This window comes from Streptomyces sp. OR43 (assembly GCF_008042275.1).
Lineage (GTDB): Bacteria > Actinomycetota > Actinomycetes > Streptomycetales > Streptomycetaceae > Streptomyces.
Window position 1 is genome coordinate 1,645,319 of record NZ_RDBK01000043.1, and the last position, 22,199, is coordinate 1,667,517.

26 protein-coding genes are annotated in these 22,199 nt (G+C 69.0%); 14 read left to right on the forward strand and 12 right to left on the reverse strand.

All coding sequences use genetic code 11. The features are described 5' to 3' along the window. Positions 1–79: DUF5326 family protein (locus tag EAO72_RS42190; protein WP_187285395.1), on the reverse strand; the 79-nt coding region annotated here is incomplete at its 3' end. Positions 80–247: 168 nt separating this feature from the next. Beyond that, complete coding sequence (locus EAO72_RS26010; RefSeq protein WP_148019621.1) at positions 248–565, reverse strand: cupin domain-containing protein; 318 nt, start codon at positions 563–565, stop codon at positions 248–250. 68 nt (positions 566–633) lie between these two features. On the opposite strand from EAO72_RS26010, the gene EAO72_RS26015 reads away from it, so the two are divergent. The 6 genes from EAO72_RS26015 (at position 634) to EAO72_RS26040 (ending at position 5,429) form a co-directional block, all read left to right on the forward strand. Then, on the forward strand, positions 634–1,011 hold the full coding sequence (locus EAO72_RS26015) for a phage holin family protein (protein ID WP_148019622.1): 378 nt from the start codon (positions 634–636) through the stop codon (positions 1,009–1,011). Between the two features lie 68 nt (positions 1,012–1,079). Continuing rightward, the gene (locus EAO72_RS26020) at positions 1,080–2,210 is read left to right on the forward strand and encodes a cystathionine gamma-lyase (RefSeq protein ID WP_148019623.1); all 1,131 of its coding nucleotides are present in this window, start codon (positions 1,080–1,082) and stop codon (positions 2,208–2,210) included. A 207-nt stretch (positions 2,211–2,417) separates the two neighbouring features. Then, positions 2,418–3,314 carry a LysR family transcriptional regulator gene (locus tag EAO72_RS26025; protein ID WP_148019624.1) on the forward strand — a complete coding sequence of 299 codons (897 nt, stop codon included), beginning with the start codon at positions 2,418–2,420 and terminating at the stop codon, positions 3,312–3,314. 63 nt (positions 3,315–3,377) lie between these two features. After that, positions 3,378–3,857: an NUDIX domain-containing protein gene (locus EAO72_RS26030; protein WP_148019625.1), complete on the forward strand. Its 480-nt coding sequence runs from the start codon at positions 3,378–3,380 to the stop codon at positions 3,855–3,857. Positions 3,858–3,987: 130 nt separating this feature from the next. Further along, a complete protein-coding gene (locus EAO72_RS26035) occupies positions 3,988–4,515 on the forward strand; it encodes a DUF2269 domain-containing protein (RefSeq protein ID WP_148019626.1) in 528 nt (175 codons plus the stop codon). A 5-nt stretch (positions 4,516–4,520) separates the two neighbouring features. Then, entirely contained in the window at positions 4,521–5,429 is a 909-nt protein-coding gene (locus EAO72_RS26040) for a GNAT family N-acetyltransferase (protein WP_148019627.1), read from the forward strand. Positions 5,430–5,483: 54 nt separating this feature from the next. Here EAO72_RS26040 and EAO72_RS26045 read toward each other — a convergent pair whose 3' ends face one another. From EAO72_RS26045 to EAO72_RS26055, 3 genes are all read right to left on the reverse strand, one after another. Continuing rightward, positions 5,484–6,101, reverse strand: a complete 618-nt coding sequence (locus EAO72_RS26045; protein WP_148019628.1) for a hypothetical protein — start codon at positions 6,099–6,101, stop codon at positions 5,484–5,486. A gap of 71 nt (positions 6,102–6,172) precedes the next feature. Further along, the gene (locus tag EAO72_RS26050; RefSeq protein WP_148019629.1) at positions 6,173–6,598 is read right to left on the reverse strand and encodes a GlcG/HbpS family heme-binding protein; all 426 of its coding nucleotides are present in this window, start codon (positions 6,596–6,598) and stop codon (positions 6,173–6,175) included. A gap of 50 nt (positions 6,599–6,648) precedes the next feature. Then, the gene (locus EAO72_RS26055; RefSeq protein ID WP_148019630.1) at positions 6,649–7,860 is read right to left on the reverse strand and encodes an MFS transporter; all 1,212 of its coding nucleotides are present in this window, start codon (positions 7,858–7,860) and stop codon (positions 6,649–6,651) included. Between the two features lie 140 nt (positions 7,861–8,000). Here EAO72_RS26055 and EAO72_RS26060 point away from each other — a divergent pair, with 140 nt between their 5' ends. The 3 genes from EAO72_RS26060 to EAO72_RS26070 are packed head-to-tail and all read left to right on the forward strand — an operon-like array spanning position 8,001 to position 10,141. Next, positions 8,001–8,459 carry a MarR family winged helix-turn-helix transcriptional regulator gene (locus EAO72_RS26060; RefSeq protein ID WP_148019631.1) on the forward strand — a complete coding sequence of 153 codons (459 nt, stop codon included), beginning with the start codon at positions 8,001–8,003 and terminating at the stop codon, positions 8,457–8,459. Between the two features lie 37 nt (positions 8,460–8,496). After that, a complete protein-coding gene (locus EAO72_RS26065; RefSeq protein WP_148019632.1) occupies positions 8,497–8,949 on the forward strand; it encodes a GNAT family N-acetyltransferase in 453 nt (150 codons plus the stop codon). 28 nt (positions 8,950–8,977) lie between these two features. Next, positions 8,978–10,141, forward strand: a complete 1,164-nt coding sequence (locus EAO72_RS26070; RefSeq protein ID WP_148019633.1) for a winged helix DNA-binding domain-containing protein — start codon at positions 8,978–8,980, stop codon at positions 10,139–10,141. 93 nt (positions 10,142–10,234) lie between these two features. Here the strand turns inward: EAO72_RS26070 and EAO72_RS26075 are convergent, their stop codons facing one another. Next, positions 10,235–11,617, reverse strand: a complete 1,383-nt coding sequence (locus EAO72_RS26075; protein ID WP_148019634.1) for a serine hydrolase domain-containing protein — start codon at positions 11,615–11,617, stop codon at positions 10,235–10,237. 181 nt (positions 11,618–11,798) lie between these two features. Here EAO72_RS26075 and EAO72_RS26080 point away from each other — a divergent pair, with 181 nt between their 5' ends. Further along, on the forward strand, positions 11,799–12,362 hold the full coding sequence (locus EAO72_RS26080; RefSeq protein WP_148019635.1) for a dihydrofolate reductase family protein: 564 nt from the start codon (positions 11,799–11,801) through the stop codon (positions 12,360–12,362). Positions 12,363–12,384: 22 nt separating this feature from the next. Here the strand turns inward: EAO72_RS26080 and dnaB are convergent, their stop codons facing one another. Continuing rightward, a complete protein-coding gene (gene dnaB, locus EAO72_RS26085; RefSeq protein ID WP_148019636.1) occupies positions 12,385–13,863 on the reverse strand; it encodes a replicative DNA helicase in 1,479 nt (492 codons plus the stop codon). A 459-nt stretch (positions 13,864–14,322) separates the two neighbouring features. Here dnaB and EAO72_RS26090 point away from each other — a divergent pair, with 459 nt between their 5' ends. Beyond that, positions 14,323–15,660 carry an MATE family efflux transporter gene (locus tag EAO72_RS26090; RefSeq protein WP_148019637.1) on the forward strand — a complete coding sequence of 446 codons (1,338 nt, stop codon included), beginning with the start codon at positions 14,323–14,325 and terminating at the stop codon, positions 15,658–15,660. A gap of 149 nt (positions 15,661–15,809) precedes the next feature. Here the strand turns inward: EAO72_RS26090 and rplI are convergent, their stop codons facing one another. The 4 genes from rplI to rpsF form a co-directional block, all read right to left on the reverse strand. Further along, complete coding sequence (rplI, locus tag EAO72_RS26095; RefSeq protein ID WP_073733221.1) at positions 15,810–16,256, reverse strand: 50S ribosomal protein L9; 447 nt, start codon at positions 16,254–16,256, stop codon at positions 15,810–15,812. A gap of 18 nt (positions 16,257–16,274) precedes the next feature. Next, positions 16,275–16,511 (reverse strand): 30S ribosomal protein S18, encoded by a 237-nt coding sequence (rpsR, locus tag EAO72_RS26100; RefSeq protein ID WP_003967857.1) that lies wholly within the window; start codon positions 16,509–16,511, stop codon positions 16,275–16,277. Between the two features lie 43 nt (positions 16,512–16,554). Next, entirely contained in the window at positions 16,555–17,172 is a 618-nt protein-coding gene (locus EAO72_RS26105; RefSeq protein ID WP_148019638.1) for a single-stranded DNA-binding protein, read from the reverse strand. A 74-nt stretch (positions 17,173–17,246) separates the two neighbouring features. After that, positions 17,247–17,537 (reverse strand): 30S ribosomal protein S6, encoded by a 291-nt coding sequence (gene rpsF, locus EAO72_RS26110; RefSeq protein ID WP_148019639.1) that lies wholly within the window; start codon positions 17,535–17,537, stop codon positions 17,247–17,249. Positions 17,538–17,816: 279 nt separating this feature from the next. Here rpsF and EAO72_RS26115 point away from each other — a divergent pair, with 279 nt between their 5' ends. The 3 genes from EAO72_RS26115 (at position 17,817) to EAO72_RS26125 (ending at position 20,609) form a co-directional block, all read left to right on the forward strand. Next, positions 17,817–18,137: a hypothetical protein gene (locus EAO72_RS26115; RefSeq protein WP_148019640.1), complete on the forward strand. Its 321-nt coding sequence runs from the start codon at positions 17,817–17,819 to the stop codon at positions 18,135–18,137. Between the two features lie 188 nt (positions 18,138–18,325). After that, positions 18,326–19,444 (forward strand): lipid II:glycine glycyltransferase FemX, encoded by a 1,119-nt coding sequence (locus EAO72_RS26120; protein WP_148019641.1) that lies wholly within the window; start codon positions 18,326–18,328, stop codon positions 19,442–19,444. 133 nt (positions 19,445–19,577) lie between these two features. Beyond that, the gene (locus tag EAO72_RS26125) at positions 19,578–20,609 is read left to right on the forward strand and encodes an alanine racemase (protein WP_136330867.1); all 1,032 of its coding nucleotides are present in this window, start codon (positions 19,578–19,580) and stop codon (positions 20,607–20,609) included. A gap of 19 nt (positions 20,610–20,628) precedes the next feature. Here the strand turns inward: EAO72_RS26125 and EAO72_RS26130 are convergent, their stop codons facing one another. Further along, the gene (locus tag EAO72_RS26130) at positions 20,629–22,125 is read right to left on the reverse strand and encodes a glycosyltransferase family 87 protein (protein ID WP_187285215.1); all 1,497 of its coding nucleotides are present in this window, start codon (positions 22,123–22,125) and stop codon (positions 20,629–20,631) included. Positions 22,126–22,199: the final 74 nt, after the last annotated feature.

The following is a 22,199-nucleotide window of genomic DNA, read 5'->3' on the forward strand; positions in this document are numbered from 1 at the left end:
TGCCGAACACGACGATCGCGATGACGGGCACCGCGATCCACTTCACCCACCAGGGCATTCCCGCGAATATCTCCCGCACCGCCATCGTCCCTACCTCGTCTCTGTGAGTTCCTGCTTCGATGCTAGAGGTGTCGCGGCCGGCTGAGGGGGCCGCGATCCCTTGAACTCCCCTGATCGATCCCCTAGGGATCCCCGAGACGCGGCCCTGCCCCCGGGCCGGTGCGGCCCTGCCCTCGTCGCGTGCGGCTCAGCCCTCGGGCGGCGAGAAGACCACCATCACGCGCAGGTCCTCCGTGATGTGATGGAACTTGTGGGCGGTGCCGGCAGGTACGTACACGACACTTCCTCTGCCCACCTGCGTCGTTTCCATGCCCACGGTGATCGAAGCGCGCCCGCTGACGACGAGGTAGACCTCGTCCTGCTGGTGCGGCTGCTGTGGGTCGAGTTCACCGGCGTCCAGTGCGTACAGACCGACAGACATGTTCCGTTCGCGGACGAACTGGAGATAAGCACCGTCGTTGGCGGCCCGTTCCGCCTCCAGTTCGTCCAGTCTGAATGCCTTCATGGCCCGTCCGCCCCTTGCCTCTGTCCAGCCGGTGTCCGCCACCGATCATGTCTGCCACGATCAGACACATGAAGAATTTCGTAGTCAAGACGATCGCCAACGCGGGTGCGCTGGCCGTGGCCATCTGGCTGCTCCACGACATCACGCTGACCGGCGGCAGCACCGGCCGCAAGGTACTGACCCTGATCGTGGTCGCGCTGATCTTCGGCCTGGTCAACTTCGTGGTCAAGCCGGTGGTGAAGCTGCTCACGCTGCCGCTCTTCATCCTCACCCTGGGGCTGATCACCCTCGTGGTGAACGCCCTGATGCTGCTGCTGACCTCATGGCTGGCCGATGTGCTGAATCTGAGTTTCCATGTCGACGGCTTCTGGACCGCCGTCCTCGGCGGCCTGATCATTTCGATCGTGTCCTGGGCGCTGAACGTCGTCCTGCCCGACGAGGACTGACCACCTGGTGCCTGAGACAGTGACGGCAGGACCGGTGACAGACCGGGGAGAGAAGCGAGGACACGTAAATGAGCACGATGGGCGACGGAACCCGGGCGGTACGTGCGGGTCTGCCGGAACCGGAGCAGTACGAGCCCACTCTCCCCGGTCCGGTCTTCGCCGCGCACTTCCACCTGTCCGGCGAGCCGACCGGGCCGTACACCTACGGCCGTGACACCAACCCGACCTGGACCCACCTGGAGCGGGCCATCGGCGAGCTGGAAGCGCCGGGCGAGAACGTCGAGACCACGGTCTTCGCGTCCGGCATGGCGGCGATCTCGGCGGTGCTGCTGTCCCAGGTACGCACCGGCGATGTCGTCGTGCTCCCCGACGACGGCTACCAGGCCCTTCCGCTGGTACGTGCGCAGCTGGAGGCCTACGGCGTCGAGGTGCGCACCGCCCCGACCGGGGGCGATGCCCAGCTGGCCCTTCTTGAGGGGGCGCGGCTGCTGTGGATCGAGACCCCGTCGAACCCCGGGCTCGACGTCTGTGACGTGCGCCGGCTCGTCGAGGCGGCGCACGCGGGCGGCACGCTCGTCGCCGTGGACAACACCCTCGCCACTCCGCTCGGCCAGCGCCCGCTGGAGCTCGGAGCCGACTTCTCGGTGGCCAGCGACACCAAGGGCATGACCGGGCACGGCGACATCCTGCTCGGTCATGTGACCTGCCGGGATTCCGAGCTGGCGGCGGGAGTGCGGCGCTGGCGCAAGGTCGTGGGCGCCATCCCGGGGCCCATGGAGGCCTGGCTCGCTCACCGCTCCCTGGCCACACTGGAGCTGCGGATCGAGCGGCAGTGCGCGAACGCCCTACTGCTGGCCGAGACCCTCGCCAAGCATCCCGAGGTGAGCGGGCTGCGCTACCCCGGGCTGCCGGCCGACGCCTCGTATCCGAACGCGGTGCGGCAGATGCGGCGCTTCGGATCCGTCGTGTCGTTCGTGCTGGCGGACCGCGGCACCGCCGAGCGGTTCCTGTCTGCGCTGCGCCTCGCCGAGGACGCCACGAGCTTCGGCGGCGTGCGTTCCACCGCCGAACGCCGGGCCCGCTGGGGCGGCGACGCCGTACCGGAAGGCTTCATCCGCTTCTCCGTCGGAGCCGAGAACGCCGAGGACCTGGTGGCCGACGTGGAGCGCGCGCTGGCCGCGGCCGTCGCCGGGAGCTGAGGCTTCCGCAACCGGTGCGGTACGGACGGTCCGAGCCTCCCCCCTCGTGGCTCGGACCGTCCCGGTTCCCGCCTTCTCCTCGCGAAGAACCGCCTCGACAAGGCTAGTTGACTCTGCGTCAGTGTCCAATCACAGTAGCGGCAGCGACCTATCGACATATTTATAGTTACCGGAGTCCGACGAGCCGCACGGCGAGAGGGAACGGACATGGACCTGGCCCTGCTGCGCACCTTCGTCACCGTGCACCGCGCGGGCTCGTTCACCCGCGCCGCCGCACTCCTCGGCCTCTCCCAGCCCGCCGTGACCTCGCAGATCCGCACCCTGGAACGTCAGCTGGGCCGACCGCTCTTCCTCCGCCGGGCCCGCGGCGTGACACCCACCACCATCGGCGACGAACTCGCGCACCGGGCCGCGCCGCACCTGGACGCGCTGGTCGAGATCACCGAGACGGAACTCGACGAGGAGTCGGGCGTACGGACGCTCCATCTGGCGGGTCCACCGGAGTTCACCTCGCTGCGGGCCCTCCCCGCACTCACCCCGCTCATCGCCCAAGGGCTCGCCCTGCGCAGCTCGTTCTCCGCCGACACCGACGAGACGCTCGACGGTCTGGCCGCCGGCCACCACGACCTGGCCATCGTGACGGCCCGGCCGCGCGGCGGCCTGCTGACCGCGGCCCCGCTCTGCGACGAGGAGCACGTCCTGGTCGCAGCACCGCGGTGGGCGGGGCGTCTGGGCCCGGGGACCCTGCGCCGCAACGGCCCGGTGGTCCTGGAACAGCTGCCGGTGGTGGAGGTGCACGAGAGCCTGCCCCTCGTCTCCCGGTACTGGGCGGCGGTCTTCGACAGCCGGCCCGCGGCGGCAGGAGCCGTCATCACACCTGACCTGCGGGCGGTCCTGGAATGCGCGGTCGCCGGGGCAGGGCTGGCCGTGCTGCCCCGGTATCTGTGCGAGGACGCGTTGGAGAGGGGAGAGCTGGTGGCACTCCTCGATCCACCGGTCCCACCTCTGCGCACGTACTTCCTGGCAGCGCGGACCGGCACGCTCGCACTGCCGCATCTCGCACGGGCACACGAGGTACTGCTGCGTGCCGCGGCCGCCTGGTGACCGCAGGACGGGCCGGAAGCCGCCAGGTGTTTCAGAACCTGTTCCGCGGGCCACTCTCTTGCCATGACCGAACGTCCTGTGGTCAAGCGCACCGCACGCGCCGTCCTGCTCGACGGCAACGACCTGATCCTCATCAAGCGCACCAAACCCGGGGTGGATCCGTACTGGCTCACGCCCGGCGGCGGGGTGGAGCCCGAGGACGCGACCGTCGTCGACGCCCTGCACCGTGAACTGGACGAGGAACTCGGCGCCAAGATCACTGATGTGGTGCCCTGCTTCGTCGACACCGTGGAACACATCGAGGGCGGCGGCGTGAAGGGCGTCAAGGTCCAGCACTTCTTCGTCTGCCGTCTCGAATCCATGGACCTGTCCCTGCGCCACGGCCCCGAGATCGATGACCCCTGCGGGGAGTACGACGTCGTCCGGGTGCCCTTCAGCCGGGTCGGAATCGCCGCCGTGCACCTCGTACCGCTGTCACTCAGGCATTACCTGGACGGCAACATCGAAGGCGTCCGGGCGATGCACGCACCCGACCTGGGATAACCCCTGCCAGTTCCGGACCCGCGGCCTGTGCCACGTCGAGGGCACAGGCCGCGCGTACGCCGAGGCCAGTACGTCGGGATACTCCCCCCGTCAGATGACCTGCCCCGCGGTTCCCTGCACCGTGTTTCACGTGAAACCACTCAAGCGCCACACCCGCAGAGGCCTCCTGGTCGCCCATGTATCGGTATCCGTCAGCTGGCTCGGTCTCACCGTCGGTCTGCTGGCACTCGGCGTCACCGCCTTCTCGACCGGAGATCCCGCGACCGCCCGGGCCGCCACCCGCGCCATGAAGATCTTCGGCGACTGGCTGGTCATCCCGGTCGCGTTGGCCACTCTGCTCAGCGGCCTGATCCTGTCGCTCGGCACTCCCTGGGGGCTGGCCAGGTACCGCTGGGTCTGGACGAAGTTCTGGCTCACCCTGGTGACGACCGGTCTGTCGGTCTTCTCCTTGCGCCCCGGCATCAACGAAGCCGCGGAACGGGGAGCCGTCGACATCAGCCTGGTCGTCGCTCCCTCGGTCGCCACGGCGGCCTATCTCTTCATGACCGCGATCTCGGTGCTGAAGCCATGGGGGCCGACCCGGCGCGGCCGACGGCTGCGCGTCTCCACCAGATCCGTTAAAGCGGTGGACGAGCGATCACTGCGTCGGACAGCCTGACTCCTATGTCCCGCTCACTGCCCCGCCCGCCCGCCGAACTGCCCCTACGGCGTCTCACCCGGGATGATCTGGTCCCGTGCGCCGATCTCAGCGAGGACCGCGGCTGGCCCCGCGATGAGCACCGGTGGGGCCTGCTGCTGGCCGCGGGCACGGCCTACGGCATCGACGATCCGGAGAGCAAGGGCCTGATGGCGACGTGCGTGGTGACCGCGTACGGCTCCCGCATGGCCGCCGTCGGCATGCTGCTGGTCGCCGGACGCTACGCCCGGCAGGGGGTCGGGCGGTATCTGATGCAGCGGGTGATCGAGTCGACCGAGGGCGTGCCTCTCAGCCTCTACGCGACGGATGCGGGCCGACCGCTCTACGAAGAGCTCGGATTCCTTGCCGTGGGGCGGGCCGAGCGGGTGAGCGGGCTTTTCCGGCCCCTCGCGGAGCCGGGCCGTCCCGGCACGGCCGGTCACCCGGGTACGGCGGCCGGTTCGGGGCTGACGGTTCGCCCGGCCTCGGCGGGAGATCTGCAAGCCATACTCCGCTTGGACGCGGACGCCTTCGGCCTCGACCGAACGCACCTCCTGGTCCGCCTCCCGGCCTTCGCCGATCATCTGCGGGTGGCCGAGGAAGACGGGGAGCTGGTCGGCTACGCCGCGTTGTGGCCCAGCTCGGAGAGCCATGTGGTCGGCCCGCTGATCGCGCGGGACACCGCCACAGCGAAGCGGCTCGTGACCTCACTGGCCGCGGCGACGGACCGGCCGCTGCGTGCGGACATCGACGCGCGCCACGAGGAACTGCTGGACTGGTTCAGGGAGTGCGGGCTGGAGTCCGGACCGGCGACCACGGTGATGAGTCTCGGGGGCCCGGAACAGCCGGGGGACTGGACGCACCGCTTCGCCCCGCTGAGCGTGGCGACGGGCTGACAGCCGGCCGGCCGATCCGAGCCTCCGGGACCACCGCTCCGGCGGACATCCTGCTCAGTTGTCGAACCACACGGTGAGACGGACGTTCTCGTCGCCGTGTACGACGGCGAGGGCTTCCATCACGGACCAGACCGGCTTCCACTCGCCCTCCGCCGGCACTGCCTCGCGCCGGGTCATCCGCTCCACCCGGTAGAGGCGGTCGCCGTCCCGCCACTCGGTGCCTTCCGCCCAGTCATGGCTGCCGTAGCCGGTCGCGGGATCGGGCGGGAGTCCCGCAGCCCGGGCGAAGCGGGGGCTCCAGCCCGCCTTGCCGACGAGGGCCCACGCACCGTTCACCACTTCGTACTCATGGATCCGCCGGTCCGTGGTCTCGGCGTGTTCGTCCCAGTCCACGCGTGTCAGTTCGCTCCAGGAGATCCAGCTGGGGCTGTGCGCGTCGGAGCCCCAGTCATCGAACTCCTCGCGCGCTGCGTCGGAGATCCTCTCGGGCAGCCCGCGCTCCGCCGCGAGCGGTGCGAAGCCTGCGTGATTGCGCACACCGAACAGACAGCCGAACGCGTCGTAGTCCCGGCCCGGATACAGCAGGTCGAGATCAACAGCCGCCGACCAGGCGTCCTCCGGTTCCGCCCACCGCGACCGGCACTCGATGAACCCGTGAATGTCAGCTCCCATGAACGAGAATTCTCCGGCCTCATGAAAGCTGACACCAACGAATTAGCCGCGTGCGCACGGCAGATGGGACTTCAGGCGAGCACGGCGACGGCTGCGGTCGCGAACCCGTGGTCCTGCCCAGGAGCGCCGCCACCGACCCCGATCGCGCCGATCAGCCGTCCGTCGCGGTGCACCGGGACTCCGCCGGCGATGAAGAGCAGCGGCCGGTCCAGTGCGGTCGGCAGGGTGTGGAAGAGCCCGCCAGGCTGCACCGCGTCGACGAGGTCGGCCGTGGGGGCGTTGAGCTGCAGCGCTGTGTACGCCTTGCGGGTGCTGGTTTCGCCGGCGATGAGGACAGCCCGGTCGTCGCGGCGGAAGGCCAGCAGATGACCGCCCGCGTCCAGGACCGTGACGGCTGCCGCGACCCCCGCCGTCTCGGCGGCGGCACGGGCCGCTTCGATCAGCGCCTCCGCGTCCTGCGTGGTCAGCGGGGCTACAGCGGTGGGGAGGGTGCTCATGGGGGATGGCTCCTTGATGGGGTGCAGTGGTGTGGGGGGATCAGGGATGGTCAGCGCCGGACCGCGGGTACGGCGGCCGGCTCCGGTACGTGCGTGGCCACGAGACGGCTCCGGGCGGTCGTGCGGCGCTCCAGGGTGCTGGAGACGACGGCGAGCACCAGGGCGGAGGCGGCGAGCGCCGCGCCGACCCAGTTGGGCGCCGTATAACTGAGACCGGCGGCGATGACCATGCCGCCGAGCCACGCGGACAGGGCGTTACCGAGGTTGAAGGCGCCGATGTTCACCGCGGAGGCGAGCGTCGGGGCGCCGGCTGCCTGGTCGAGCACCCGCTTCTGCAGCGGGGGGACGGTCGCGAAGCCCAGGCCGCCGATCAGGAAGATGGTGACGGCTGCCGCGATCTTGTTGTGGGCGGTGAGAGTGAACAGCGACAGGACGACGGCGAGGCCGCCCAGCGACACGTACAGCAGGGGCATCAGACGGCGGTCGGCGAACTTGCCGCCGAGCAGATTGCCTCCGACCATTCCGAGGCCGAAAAGCACCAGCAGCCAGGTGACGGACGAGGCCGAGTAGCCGGCGATCTCGGTCATCATCGGTGTGATGTACGTGATCGCGGCGAAGACCCCGCCGAACCCCAGCACGGTCATCGCCATAGCGAGCAGGACCTGCACGTTGCGGAACGCGGCGAGCTCGTGGCGGAGCCGGACGCCTTCGGGGCGGGGCTGGTCCGGAACGAGCCTGGCCACACCGAGCAGACCGATGACGCCGAGCGCGGCGACGACGAAGAACGTGCTCCGCCAGCCGACGCTCTGGCCGATGTACGTGCCCAGCGGCACACCGACGACGTTCGCGACGGTGAGGCCCGTGAACATCATGGCGATCGCGCCGGCCTTCTTGTGCGGGGCGACCAGATCGGCTGCCACCACCGACCCGATGCCGAAGAAGGCACCGTGGGCGAGCGAGGCGACCACCCGCCCCGCGAGCATCACTCCGAAGACGGGGGCGGTCGCGGAGACCACGTTGCCGATGACGAACAGGGCCATCAGGATCATCAGCATGCGCTTACGGCTGACCTTGGTGCCGAGGAGGGTCATCAGAGGCGCCCCGATGACGACGCCGAGCGCGTAGCCGGTGACGAGGAAGCCTGCGGTCGGAATCGAGACCTGGAAGTCCGCAGCCACCTCGGGCAGCAGCCCCATGATCACGAACTCGGTCGTTCCGATGCCGAATGCCCCGATGGCGAGGGCGAGGAGCGCGAGCGGCATGGGTTTCACCTTCCCTGGAGATTGCGTCTGCGCCTTACGAGCGTTCACAATAATTGCAGACGCGGGTTAATTGCAAGCGCGGGCTATTGCGTCCGTCGCCTATCCTGGACGCAAGCAGCTCCGGCACGGAGGAGAGACCCATGACAGCGACGGACCCGGCACTGACCGCCCTCTCCCAGGGCTGGTGCGCGCTCTCCCTGCTCCACGGGCAGATCGAGTCCCGTATCGAGCGGGCTCTTCAGGCCGGGCACGGCCTCAGCGTCAGGGAGTACTCCCTGCTGGACGTCCTGAGCCGACAGCACAACGGACCCGGTGGACACCTTCAGATGAAGCAGGTGGCCGACGCCGTCGTGCTCAGCCAGAGCGCCACCACCCGCCTGGTCACCCGCCTCGAAGACCGGGGCCTGCTGACCCGGTACCTCTGCGACACCGACCGGAGGGGCATTTACACCGATGTCACCGAAGCCGGTCTCGCGCTCCTCTCCGAGGCCCGGCCGACCAACGACACCGCTCTGCGCGCCGCCCTGGACGAGGCTGCCGAGAACCCCGAACTGGCCCCGCTCGTCCGTGCGGTCGAGGAGCTGAAGGTTCCCGTATGAGGGACCCGGTCCGAGGGTGCGGCGTAGGCTGCCGATCATGAGCGATCTGGAAATCCGCCCTGCGGCCGTCGGCGATCTCGCCGAGATCGTGGCCATGCTCGCCGACGATCCGCTGGGTGCCGCGCGGGAGTCGCCGTCCGACCTCACCCCGTATCTCGCGGCGTTCCGGCGGCTCGCCGACGATCCCCACCAGCACGTGATGGTCGCCGTACGGACGGACCGCGTCGTCGGGACGCTCCAGCTGACCGTGATCCCCGGTCTCTCCAGGCGCGGCTCCACCCGCTCGGTGATCGAGGGCGTCCGCGTCCACGGGGACGAGCGCGGCAGCGGTCTCGGCACACAGCTGATCCAGTGGGCCGTGGATGAATCACGGCGTCAGGACTGCCAGTTGGTTCAGCTGACCTCCGATGCGACCCGCACCGACGCGCATCGGTTCTACGAACGGCTCGGCTTCGTGGCCAGCCATGTGGGCTTCAAGCTCACCCTCTGACCGCAGCCCGGCGTCCAAGGGAGCGACTGTGCACCGCATCAGCGACGAGCAGCGCCGCATCAGAATCGGTCGACGCCACCTCCTGGCCCCATCGACGCGGTCGGAGTCCCCCGTCGCCGTGGCCGATGCCCTCGTCGCCCTGCATGCCACCGACGCGGCCACCGTGTTCCTGTCGGCGTGCGCTCGGCTGAGGGCGCCCGAGGCCGCCACCGTGGAGAAACACCTCTACGAGGACGTCTCGCTGGTCCGGCTGCTCTCCATGCGCAACACCCTCTTCGTCGTATCGGAGGAGATGGCGCCTCTGGTCGAGGCGTCGAACGCACGCGCCGTCGCCGCCAAGGAACGCCGGACCCTCCTGAAACACCTGGTGGAGGACGGCAACGGGCTGGACGGGCGATGGCTGGCAGCCACCGAGGCATCCGTCCTCACGGCCCTCACGGCCCGGGGCTCCGCCACGGGCAGCGAGCTCTCCGCCGCCGTACCTGCCCTGCGCACCAAGATCACGGTCTTCCCCGGGAAGAAGCAGGAGGCGGTGCAGGGCGTCGCCTCACGGGTCATCCGCGTACTGGCCGCCGAAGGAAAGATCCGGCGGGACCGGCCGCGAGGAACCTGGACCTCCAGCCAGTTTCGGTGGACGGCTTCCGAGCCACGTGCCGGACTCGAAACCGACCGGGCGCAGTCAAAGTTGGCGCTGCGCTGGCTCCGTTCGTACGGCCCCGCAACTGAGGGAGACCTCAAGTGGTGGACGGGCTGGGGAATCGGCCAGGTCCGCAGAGCACTGGCCGAGGTGGGGGCGGAAGAGGTACGGCTCGACAACGGCGCCACGGCCTGGGTCTCGCCCGGGGACCAGGCGCCCGAGCAGGCGCCCGAGCCCTGGGCCGCCCTGCTGCCGGCGCTCGACCCGAGCGCCATGGGATGGGCCGATCGCGGATTCCACCTCCCGGCCGAACACCGTGGGGCGCTCTTCGACCGCTCCGGCAACATCGGCCCCACCGTGTGGTGGAACGGCCGCATCGTGGGCGGATGGGCTCTGCGTGACGGCGGCGAGCCGGTCTGGCGGCTGCTCACCGACGTCGGCCGGGATGCCTCCAAGACGATCGAGGCGGAGGCATCCCGGTTGGCGCGCTGGGTCGGCGAGGCCCGGATCACGCCGCGCTTTCGCACGCCGCTGGAACGGGAGTTGACGGCCTGACCGGCCCCGCACGCCGTTTCACGTGAAACGGCCCGCTCACAACTGCCCACACCACCCCCCGCCGCTCACCTGCCTATCAGGCCCCCGGGCCGCTCAACTCCCCAGGCCTCGCCACCCGTCCTCGTGCACGCCACCCGGAACGGCCGCTGCGGGGTCGTACGGCTCACGGGTGAAGACGAACGACCCGAGATCCAGATGGTTCACGCTGCCGTCGTCATTCCGTACGACCCGCAGGGTCTCCCCCGCGTAGTAGCCGTCCAGCCCGATCCAGGTACCGTCCGGGCGGGCCGTGAAACGGGCACCGCGGCCCTGGCCGTTCAAGGGCTGCAGTTCGAGCCCACGGTCCGATGTCAGCCGCAGAACGTTCGGACGCGTGCCCCAGTACCAAGGTCCGGTCAGCGCCAGAAGCGCGTCGTCCACCTCGGGCAGCGGGCGCCACGGATCCGGGATACGAGGCTCCGACTCGGCGACGATGTCCACGAGTTCGGCAGCCACCTCGCCCACCGCCACCCCGGACGTGACATTGGCGAACACGACAGCGGCCACATCGTCCTCCGTGCTGAACCAGAGCGCTGCCACGAAGCCGGGCAGCGACCCGGTGTGCCCGATGAGCGTACGGCCCTTCCTCCGGACCACCTGAAGGCCCAGGCCGTAGTGGCCGTCCCAGTCTCCCGGCTCGGGCGGCGCGGCCGGCGCCCTCATCTCTGCCACGGACGCGGCCGCGAGCACCCGGTCGTCTCCCGCGGCAAGGAATGCGGCGAACCGGAGAAGATCGGCAGTGGTGGACCAGAGCTGCCCGGCCGGAGCCATCAGGCCCAGGTCCTCGGCCGGCTCGGGCAGCATGACGTCCGCCCACGGGTGCACGGCCCAGCCGCCCGCGTGCGGGGCCTGTGCGTACGGGGTCGTACGGTGCATGCCCAGAGGCTCCAGGATCTCGTTCCGCAGCACCTCCGCCCACGACGCTCCGCGTACCGCTGCGACCAGGGCACCGAGCAGTGTGTAGCCGGGATTGGAATAGTGATGCCGGCGGCCGGCGGGATGCATCCCGATCTGCTCGCCGAGCACGTCCTCAAGTCCGGGACGCAGGCTTCCGGGGGTCCGCTCCCACCAGGGTGCGGGCGACTCGGCACCGAGCCCCGCACTGTGGCCGAGCAGCTGATGAAGGGTGACATCGTCCGCGCCCGTGCCGGGCAGGTGCTTCCCCAGCGGGTCGGCCAGATCCAGCAGGCCTTCGTCCCTCAGGCGCAGGACCAGCACGGCGGTGAACGTCTTGGTCAGCGAGCCGATCCTGAACTGTGTATCCGCATCCGGGGCGTGCCCGTCGACACAGGTGCGAGAACCGTTCCAGGCAACCTGGCCCTGCCGCTGGACGGCAGCGGCCAGAGAAGGCGACCGGCCCTCGGCCTGGGCGGTGGCGATGCGGTGCAGCAATGCGCGCCGGGTACTCGGCAGCAACTGTTCATCAGAAGAAGTCATCGTCAACAACTACCTTCCGCGCAGCCCCTTGGCGACCTCATTCCCGGCGGCCACCGCGTACCCCGGCTGCGGCCGGGCCACCGAACAGGAGTACTGCATGCGAGCTCAGATCACGCACCGATGAGTTTCCCGTGCCGTGTTGGTCTGCAGGCGTGAGACCGACTCGCGGAAGGCTGGCACCATGCGGAAACTGATCTACGGCATGAACCTGACCCTGGACGGCTTCATCGCCGCACCCGGCGACGACATCGGCTGGAGTGAGCCGAGCGATGAGCTGTTCCAGTTCTGGTCCGACCAGTTGCAGGCGACCGCCCTGACCTTGTACGGGCGCAAGCTGTGGCAGACGATGAGCTCCTACTGGCCGACCGGCGACCAACAGCCCGACGCCACCCCCGCGGAGATCGAGTTCGCGCGCCGCTGGCGGGACATGTCGAAGGTGGTGTTCTCCTCGACGATCGACAAGGTCGGCTGGAACGCCCGCCTGGTCACCGGCGACGCCGTCGCCGAGATCGCCCGGCTCAAGGCAGAGGACGGAGGCCCGATGGACATCGGCGGCGCTACGCTCGCCGGGGCAGCCATGCGGGCCGGGCTGATCGACGAGTACGTGCTGGCCACCGCGCCGGTCCTGGTGGGCGGTGGCACGCCGTTCTTCGCCGCGCTGGACAACTGGGTGAACCTGAACCTCGTGGAGACGCGGACGCTTCCCGGCGGCGTGATCCTGAACAGGTACGAGACGAGGCGCTGAGAGGCCCGCGGGGGCAGGCCGGTCAGGTCTGCGCCATGTCCACGAAGCGCGAGTAATGCCCCTGGAAGGCGACGGTGATCGTCGCCGTCGGACCGTTACGGTGCTTGGCCACGATCAGGTCCGCCTCGCCCGCACGCGGTGACTCCTTCTCGTAGGCGTCCTCACGGTGCAGCAGGATCACCATGTCGGCGTCCTGCTCGATCGATCCGGACTCACGGAGGTCGGAGACCATCGGCTTCTTGTCGGTGCGCTGCTCGGGGCCACGGTTCAGCTGGGAGAGCGCGATGACCGGCAGTTGGAGCTCCTTGGCCAGCAGCTTGAGGTTTCGGGACATGTCCGAGACCTCCTGCTGACGGCTCTCGGCCCGCTTGGAGCCACCGGACTGCATCAGCTGCAGATAGTCGATGACCACCAGCTTGAGGTCGTTGCGCTGCTTCAGACGACGGCACTTGGCCCGGATCTCCATCATGGAGAGGTTCGGGGAGTCGTCGATGTAGAGCGGGGCCGCGGAGACGTCGGGCATCCGCCGGGCCAGCCGCGTCCAGTCCTCGTCCGTCATGGTGCCCGAGCGCATGTGGTGCAGCGCCACCCTCGCCTCGGCGGAGAGAAGACGCATGGCGATCTCGTTCCGTCCCATTTCGAGGGAGAAGATCACACTGGGCAGATTGCTCTTGATCGAGCAGGCGCGGGCGAAGTCCAGGGCGAGCGTGGACTTACCCATGGCGGGGCGGGCCGCGATGACGACCATCTGGCCCGGGTGAAGGCCGTTGGTCAGGGCGTCGAGGTCGGTGAAACCGGTCGGCACACCGGTCATCTCACCGCTGCGTGAACCGATCGCCTCGATCTCGTCGAGCGCGCCCTCCATGATGTCGCCCAGCGGCAGGTAGTCCTCACTGGTGCGCTGCTCGGTGACGGCGTAGATCTCGGCCTGGGCGGAGTTGACGATGTCGTCGACATCGCCGTCGGCCGCGTATCCCATCTGCGTGATCTTCGTGCCGGCCTCGACGAGCCGCCGCAGGACGGCGCGCTCATGGACGATCTCCGCGTAGTACGAGGCGTTGGCCGCGGTCGGCACCGACTGGACCAGGGTGTGCAGATACGGGGCGCCACCCACCTTGGTGATCTCGCCGCGCTTGACCAGTTCGGCCGCCACCGTGATCGGGTCGGCCGGTTCGCCCTTGGCATAGAGGTCGAGGATCGCCTGGTAGACGGTCTCGTGCGCGGGCCGGTAGAAGTCGTGTCCCTTGATGATCTCGACGACGTCGGCGATGGCGTCCTTGGACAGGAGCATGCCACCGAGGACGGACTGTTCCGCGTCGAGGTCCTGAGGCGGGACCCGCTCGAACCCGGGCGAACCACCCTCCCAGCCACTGCTCTCGCGGCCGCGCTCATGCTGCTCGCCGCGGTCCCTGCTCTCACCTCGACGCTGGCGGGAAACGGGCAGCCGGTCGCTGGGCCCGGTGTCGGCCCAGGGGTCGTCCAAAGGCTCGGGAATGCTCATCCGGCCACCTCCTCCCGTCCGCTCCGCGGACCTAGCCGTGCCACTCTTTCTTACGGCACGGCACCGACAAACAAGACGCCCGACTCCGGTTCCGGTGTGTCGGGTTCAGCGGGTTTCCAGGGCCGAAACGAGGTGGGGGCGCCGGACCACGGTAGGCGCCCGCGCACCGTCCGCCAATCTGGTTATCCACAGGGCATGTGGACGACGGACCAGATGCTGTGGAGAAGTCCGCAGAACCTGTGCACGGACCGGGGGACAGCACTGTGGACAAACTCATAGCCGCGTCACCATCAGTAGCTTGACCTGCACTTTCTCCATCCACGGGCTGTGGGGGAGAAAAACTTTCCGAGTCAGCGCAAGATCGTGGCAACCGGCACATGCCAGAACGTCACTCAGCAGTATTTGTAAGGATCACAAACCGCTTGCATCCATTACCTGTGGAAGATTAGATTGACTCCCATGATCCAGGCACCGGCGACCCCGCCGTCCCGTCGCAGGCGACACGATCGCGAGATCATCGCGCTCGCCGTCCCCGCCTTCGGCGCCCTCGTGGCCGAGCCCCTTTTCGTGATGGTCGACAGTGCCATCGTCGGCCATCTCGGGACTCCGCAGCTGGCCGGTCTGGCCGTTGCCGCAGCCTTGCTGACGACCGCCGTGAGCATCTTCGTCTTCCTCGCCTACGCCACCACGGCGGCCGTCGCACGACGGGTCGGCGCCGGCGATCTGCCGTCCGCCATCCGCCAGGGCATGGACGGCATCTGGCTGGCGATCCTGCTCGGCATCGCCGTCATCGCCCTCGCGCTCCCCCTGGCCCCCTGGCTCGTCGACGTGTTCGGCGCCTCGGACACCGCAGCGCCCTACGCGACCACCTACCTCCGGATCTCCAGCCTCGGCATCCCCGCGATGCTGGTGGTGATGGCCGCCACCGGTGTGCTCCGGGGGCTGCAGAACACCCGCACCCCGCTCTACGTCGCCATCGGCGGATTCGCCGCCAACGGAGCCCTCAACGCAGGCCTCGTCTACGGCGCCGGGCTCGGCATCGCAGGATCGGCCTGGGGCACGGTGCTCGCCCAGATCGGCATGGCGGTCGCCTATCTCGTGGTCGTGGTCCGCGGCGCCCGGCGCCACGGGGCCTCGCTGCGCCCCGACGCCGCCGGCATCAAGGCCAGCGCCCGGGCAGGCGTGCCGCTTCTCGTCCGTACGCTGTCGCTCCGCGCCGTCCTGCTCATCGCCACCGCCGTCGCCGCCCGGCTGGGCGACACCGACATCGCCGCACACCAGATCATCCTGTCCCTGTGGAGCCTGATGGCTTTCGCGCTGGACGCCATCGCCATCGCGGGCCAGGCCATCATCGGACGGTATCTGGGGGCCGGCGACACCAAGGGCGCCCGTGAGGCCTGCCGCCGCATGGTGGAGTGGGGCATCGTCTCCGGCATCGTGTTCGGAGCGCTGATCGTTCTTGCGCGTCCGCTGTTCGTCCCGCTCTTCACCAGCGACCAGTCCGTGCAGGACACACTGCTCCCCGCCCTGCTGGTGGTTGCGCTGACCCAGCCGGTCGCCGGAGTCGTCTTCGTCCTGGACGGGGTACTGATGGGCGCCGGGGACGGAACCTATCTGGCCTGGGCCATGCTCGTCACCCTGGCGGTATTCGCTCCGGCGGCCCTGCTGGTTCCCGTCCTCGGGGGCGGCCTGACCGCGCTGTGGTGTGCGATGGCCCTCATGATGCTCGTGCGCATGGCGACGCTCTGGCTTCGCGCCCGCTCCGGCAGATGGATGGTCACGGGCGCCACCCGCTGAGCCCCACCGCGCAGGACCCGTCTCATGTGAAGAGCCGTCCTGCTTCTCGTACGCCACGGGCTCCGTTTCACGTGAAACGGAGCCCGGCAACGGCGAAGGGCCGCACCCGGGGGTGCGGCCCTTCACTGTTCTGCTGAGGTGCGGCCCAATCAGGCAGCAACAACCTCGACGCCGAGCTTCGCAGCGACCTCGGGGTGCAGACGCACGGACACCTGGTGTCCGCCGAGCGTCTTGATCGGCGAGCCGAGCTCGACGCGACGCTTGTCGACATCCGGGCCACCGGCAGCCTTGATCGCCGAGGCGATGTCGGCCGGGGTGACAGAGCCGAAGAGACGGCCGGCGTCGCCGGAGCGAACAGCCAGACGGACCTTCACGGCCTCGAGCTTGGACTTGATCTCGTTGGCCTGCTCGATCGTGGCGATCTCGTGGATCTTGCGGGCGCGGCGGATCTGCGCCACGTCCTTCTCGCCACCCTTGGTCCAGCGAATGGCGAAGCCACGCGGAACCAGGTAGTTACGGGCGTACCCGTCCTTGACGTCAACGACGTCGCCAGCAGCACCGAGGCCGGAGACCTCGTGGGTGAGGATGATCTTCATGATTCGGTCACCCTTCCCTTATCGCGCGGTGGACGTGTAGGGCAGCAGCGCCATCTCACGGCTGTTCTTGACAGCCGTGGCGACGTCACGCTGGTGCTGCGTGCAGTTGCCGGTGACGCGGCGGGCACGGATCTTGCCGCGGTCGGAAATGAACTTCCGCAGCATGTTCGTGTCCTTGTAGTCCACGTACTGGGTCTTGTCCTTGCAGAACGCGCAGACCTTCTTCTTAGGCTTGCGCACAGGCGGCTTCGCCATGGTGTTTCTCCTGTGTGATCAAGAAGTGGGGGTACGAGCTGCCCTAGAAGGGAGGCTCGTCCGAGTAGCCGCCGCCAGAACCGCCGGAACCGCCGGAGCTTCCGCCCCAACCGCCTCCGCCGCTCTGCTGGCCCCCGCCCTGCTGGCCGCCGGCCGGCGCGCTCGTGGCCCACGGGTCGTCGGCGGGAGCACCGCCACCACCCTGCTGGCCACCAGCACCGGGACCGCCGCCCCAGTTACCGCCACCCTGCTGGCCGCCGCCGTATCCACCCTGGCCGCCGCCCTGGCCACCGCGACCGGTGGTCTTGGTGACCTTGGCAGTCGCGCTCTTGAGACTGGGGCCGACTTCCTCGACGTCCAGCTCGTAGACCGTGCGCTTGACGCCCTCGCGGTCTTCGTACGACCGCTGCTTCAGCCGGCCCTGCACGACAACGCGCATGCCTCGCGTGAGCGACTCGGCGACGTTCTCCGCCGCCTGACGCCAGACCGAGCAGGTGAGGAACAGGCCTTCGCCGTCCTTCCACTCATTGGTCTGCCGGTCGAAGATGCGGGGTGTGGACGCGACGCGGAACTTCGCGACCGCCGCACCGGACGGGGTGAAGCGCAGCTCGGGGTCGTCGACGAGATTGCCGACGACCGTGATGACGGTCTCGCCTGCCATGGATGAACCTCTCGGCGGGGATTGCTTCTGGCTGCTTGCTGCTACTCGAACCCGATGACCACTGAGCTAGAAGCTCAGTGGATCTCGGGACGGAGGACCTTGGTCCGGAGGACCGACTCGTTCAGGTTCATCTGGCGGTCGAGCTCCTTGACGACCGCAGGCTGGGCCTGCAGGTCGATGACCGAGTAGATGCCCTCGGGCTTCTTCTTGATCTCGTAAGCGAGCCGACGACGGCCCCAGGTGTCGACCTTCTCAACCTTTCCTTCGCCCTCACGGACGACGGAGAGGAAGTTCTCGATCAGCGGGGAGACTGCTCGCTCCTCGAGATCGGGGTCGAGGATGACCATCACCTCGTAGTGACGCATGTGGAACCCACCTCCTTTGGACTCAGCGGCCACGGTCGTTCCGTGGCAGGAGGGTCGTGATGCGTAAGCAACAGTGTCTCCGAGTAAAACAGCCGCCACTGACAACGCCCTCCCTCGAGAGGGGGCTGACTGTGCTGGCCTGGGCAGACACGGGTGCAGACCGTACAGAGTACCCGCAGACAGGCTTCCGGTTGAAATCCGGTGGTCAGGAGACGCAATCTGTACACATCGGGTGTGAGCGGCGCCACGACGCGCCGCCTTTCGGCCAGGAGGTACTCCATGGCACAAGCAATGCGATCCCGCCCCCGCTCCTCCGTCTCCCTCTTCGCGACGGACGGCAGGCCCCACCCGCTCCAGGACATCCTGGTGGCGGTGACGGTGGCGCTCGGCGCCCTCGCGTTCGTGACGGCGATGTTCCACAGCCTGCATCTGATCAGCTCGTGGGCCGGACTCGTCGGAATCATCACAGGCGGATACGGGCTGTACATCTCCGCCACCACGCGGGAGAGGTTCCCCCTGCTGGTCGGCATGGGCGCCGCCGGCCTCGGCTTCTTCCTGGGTATGGCCCACGGCGGACTCTTCGGCGGCGTGATCAGCTGACCGCGGCGTAACAGCGCTCCGGCGGCCTGCGGGGCGGCACCGTCCACGGACGGGGCCGCCCTGTACGCCATCCCGGAACCGCACGGGTACGACGGGGCCAGACCGCCCGCTTCCCGGTCACAGTAGGCTTCGGCGCGAGAGCCGGAGCCCCTGACCCATGGGGACACACCTGCCGAGGAGCGCCCCGCATGAGCCTGACCCTGAGGACCATCAGCCGTGAGCAGCATCTGGCGTACATCCAGAGTCTGCCCGCGGCCAGTCACATGCAGGTCCCGGCATGGGCGGATGTGAAGGCCGAGTGGCGCTCGGAGAGTCTGGGCTGGTTCGACAAGGGCGGTCAGCTCGTCGGTGCCGGTCTGGTGCTCTACCGGCAGCTGCCCAAGATCAAGCGGTACCTCGCGTATCTGCCCGAGGGCCCGGTCATCAACTGGTACGCCCCCAACCTGAACGACTGGCTGCAGCCGATGCTGGCGCACCTCAAGCAGCAGGGCGCCTTCTCGGTGAAGATGGGCCCGCCCGTCGTCATCCGCCGCTGGGACGCCCACGCCATCAAGGCCGGCATCCAGGACCCGGACGTGAAGCGCCTGCGCGATGTCGAGGCCACCCACATCGAGCCCCGCGCCTTCGAAGTGGCGGACCGGCTGCGGAAGATGGGCTGGCAGCAGGGCGAGGACGGCGGCGCCGGATTCGGTGACGTACAGCCTCGCTACATCTTCCAGGTGCCGCTCGCCAACCGCTCCCTCGAAGACGTGCACAAGGGCTTCAACCAGCTCTGGCGGCGCAACATCAAGAAGGCCGAGAAGGCCGGTGTAGAGGTCGTCCAGGGCAGCTACGCGGAGCTCGCCGAGTGGCAGCGCCTGTACGAGATCACGGCGGAGCGCGACCACTTCCGCCCGCGTCCGCTCGGCTACTTCCAGCGCATGTGGACGGCCCTCAACAACGAGGACCCCAACCGCATGCGGCTCTACTTCGCCCGTCACGAGGGCGAGAACGTCGCGGCCGCGACCATGCTGATCGTGGGCGGCCACGTCTGGTACTCGTACGGCGCCTCGGCCAACCACAAGCGCGAGGTCCGGCCCTCGAACGCGATGCAGTGGCGGATGCTGCGCGACGCGTACGCGATGGGCGCCACCGTCTACGACCTGCGCGGCATCTCCGACTCGCTGGACGAGACCGATCACCTCTTCGGCCTGATCCAGTTCAAGGTGGGCACCGGCGGCCAGGCCGCGGAGTACCTCGGTGAGTGGGACTTCCCGCTCAACAAGCTGCTGCACAAGGCCCTCGACATCTACATGTCACGCCGCTGATCCGCCGGGCAAGGCTGACGAAACCGGCTTTATTCGTTGTAATGGGCTCTTCCGGCAGGACCTGAGAAGGCGCTTCCGGAGCACCGCACACCACCGACACCACCGCAGCCACCAGAAAGGTTCCGGACCGGCCATGGCGCTCTCCCTGTACGTCGACACCGCGCGCTGGCGGGCGCACCAGAAATCCGTGCTCGACCAGTTCCCCGGCCTCGTACCGGTCTGCAAGGGCAACGGGTACGGCTTCGGCCACGAGCGGCTGGCCGACGAGGCGATCCGTTTCGGCTCCGACATCCTCGCGGTCGGCACCACCTACGAAGCGGCCCGCATCAAGGACTGGTTCAGCGGTGATCTGCTGGTGCTCACGCCGTTCCGGCGGGGCGAGGAGCCGGTTCCGCTGCCCGACCGGGTCATCCGCTCCGTCTCCTCCGTGGACGGCGTGCACGCCCTGGTGGGCGCTCGAGTCGTCATCGAGTGCATGAGCTCGATGAAGCGCCACGGCGTCAAGGAGGAGGAGCTCGGGCAGCTGCACGCCGCCATCGAGGACGTACGCCTCGAGGGTTTCGCCCTTCACCTGCCGCTGGACCGCACGGACGGCTCCGACGCGGTCGAAGAGGTCATCGCCTGGATGGACCGTCTCCGGGCGGCCCGGCTGCCGCTGCACACGATGTTCGTGAGCCATCTGCGCGCCGAGGAGCTGGGCCGGCTGCAGCAGCAGTTCCCGCAGACCCGCTTCCGCGCCCGCATCGGTACCCGGCTGTGGCTGGGCGACCACGAGGCGACGGAGTACCGGGGCGCGGTGCTCGACGTCACGCGCGTCGTCAAGGGCGACCGGTTCGGATACCGGCAGCAGAAGGCGGCCTCCGACGGCTGGCTGGTCGTGGTCGCGGGCGGCACGTCGCACGGTGTCGGCCTGGAGGCCCCGAAGGCGCTGCACGGTGTGATGCCGCGCGCCAAGGGGGTGGCGCGGGCGGGTCTCGCCACCGTCAACCGCAACCTGTCGCCGTTCGTCTGGGCCGGCAAGCAGCGCTGGTTCGCCGAGCCGCCGCACATGCAGGTGTCGATCCTGTTCGTTCCCTCGGACGCGGAGGAGCCGCGCGTGGGCGACGAACTGGTGGCCCATCTGCGTCACACGACGACCCAGTTCGACCGGCTCGTCGACCGCTGAGGCCCGGCACACCGGTCGCTCAGTCGGCGACCGGTGTGCCCGCCGTACCCCACTCCACCCGCGGGCCTGTCTCGGCGAAGGCGGCATGGCGCGTCGGACGCGCCGCCCCGTGCCCGAGGACGAAGACGTCCTCGGCCCCGTCGAGAACCCCGCCCGACGGGTCGTCCGAGCCGTCACGCCGCACGACGTCGCGCTCCGGCATCAGGATGTCCCGTACGACCACGGCGCAGAGGTAGAGCGTGCCCAGCAGGTGCAGGACGATCGCCAGCTGATAGCCCTCCGTGGGCAGTCCCTGGTGCTTGTCACCGCTCGTCGTGTAGGCGAGGTACATCCAGATGCCCAGGAAGTACATGACCTCGCACGCCTGCCAGATCAGGAAGTCCCGCCAGCGCGGCCTGGCCAGCACGGCGAGCGGGATCAGCCACAGGACGTACTGCGGTGAGTAGACCTTGTTGACGAGGATGAACACCGCGACGACGAGGAAGGCGAGCTGGGCGAAGCGCGGCCGGCGCGGTGCCATCAGCGTCAGCGCCCCGATCGCGGCGCACAGGCCGACCGTCGCCAGCGTGGAGACGGTGTTGACCGTGGAGACCTCGATGGATTCGCCGGTGCGCTGGGTGATGACCAGCCAGAAGGAGCCGAAGTCGATCGAGCGCTCCTGGCTGAAGGTGTAGAACTTCTTCCAGCCCTCGGGCGCGAACACCATCACCGGCAGGTTGACCACCAGCCAGGAGGCGGCGGCGCCGAGCGTCGCCACCGAGAACTCCCGCCATTTCCCGGCCCGCCAGCACAGCACGAAGGCCGGGCCCAGCAGGAACACGGGGTAGAGCTTGGCGGCCGTCGCAAGACCGATCAGGATGCCGAACGCGAGAGGGCGGCTCCGGGACCACATGAGCATCGCCGCGGCCGTGAGGGCGACAGCCAGCAGGTCCCAGTTGATGGTGGCGGTGAGGGCGAACGCGGGCGCCAGCGCCACCAGCAGGCCGTCCCAGGGGCGGCGGCGGTGCGTGCGTGCGACACACACGGCGAGGACGGCGGTGCAGATCATCAGCATGCCCGCGTTGACGAGCCAGTAGGCCTGTTCCTGCTCCTGGAGGGAACCGCCCGGGGTGAACCAGGCGGCGATCTGCATGAACACACCGGTGAGGACCGGATACTCCAGGAACTGCATGTCGCCGGGCAGCCGGTCGAAGTACGGCACCAGTCCCTCGGCGAAGCCGCGTCCGGAGTACAGATGCGGGATGTCGGAGTAGCAGGCATGGGTGTACTGCGAGCCCGCGCCCCTGAACCACGCCCAGTTGTAGCAGGGCAGCTTCTGCACCATGCCGAGCGCGAACATCCCGATCGCCACCAGGGCGACGGCGCCCACGGGGGTGAGTGCGGTGCTGCCGAGCCGGGTCCAGCGCCCCGACCTCCCACCGATCAGCTCGCTGCCGGCCGCGGCGATCTCGTCCTGGTGCGTCGGCCGTACGACGGACCGTTCCTGGTGCACGCTCGTGTCCTCTGCGCTTGGCATGCCGCACATCCTGCCGTACCGGACTGTGGAAACGGTGAGGGCCGCCGCACCTTGGGGTGCGGCGGCCCTCGTCA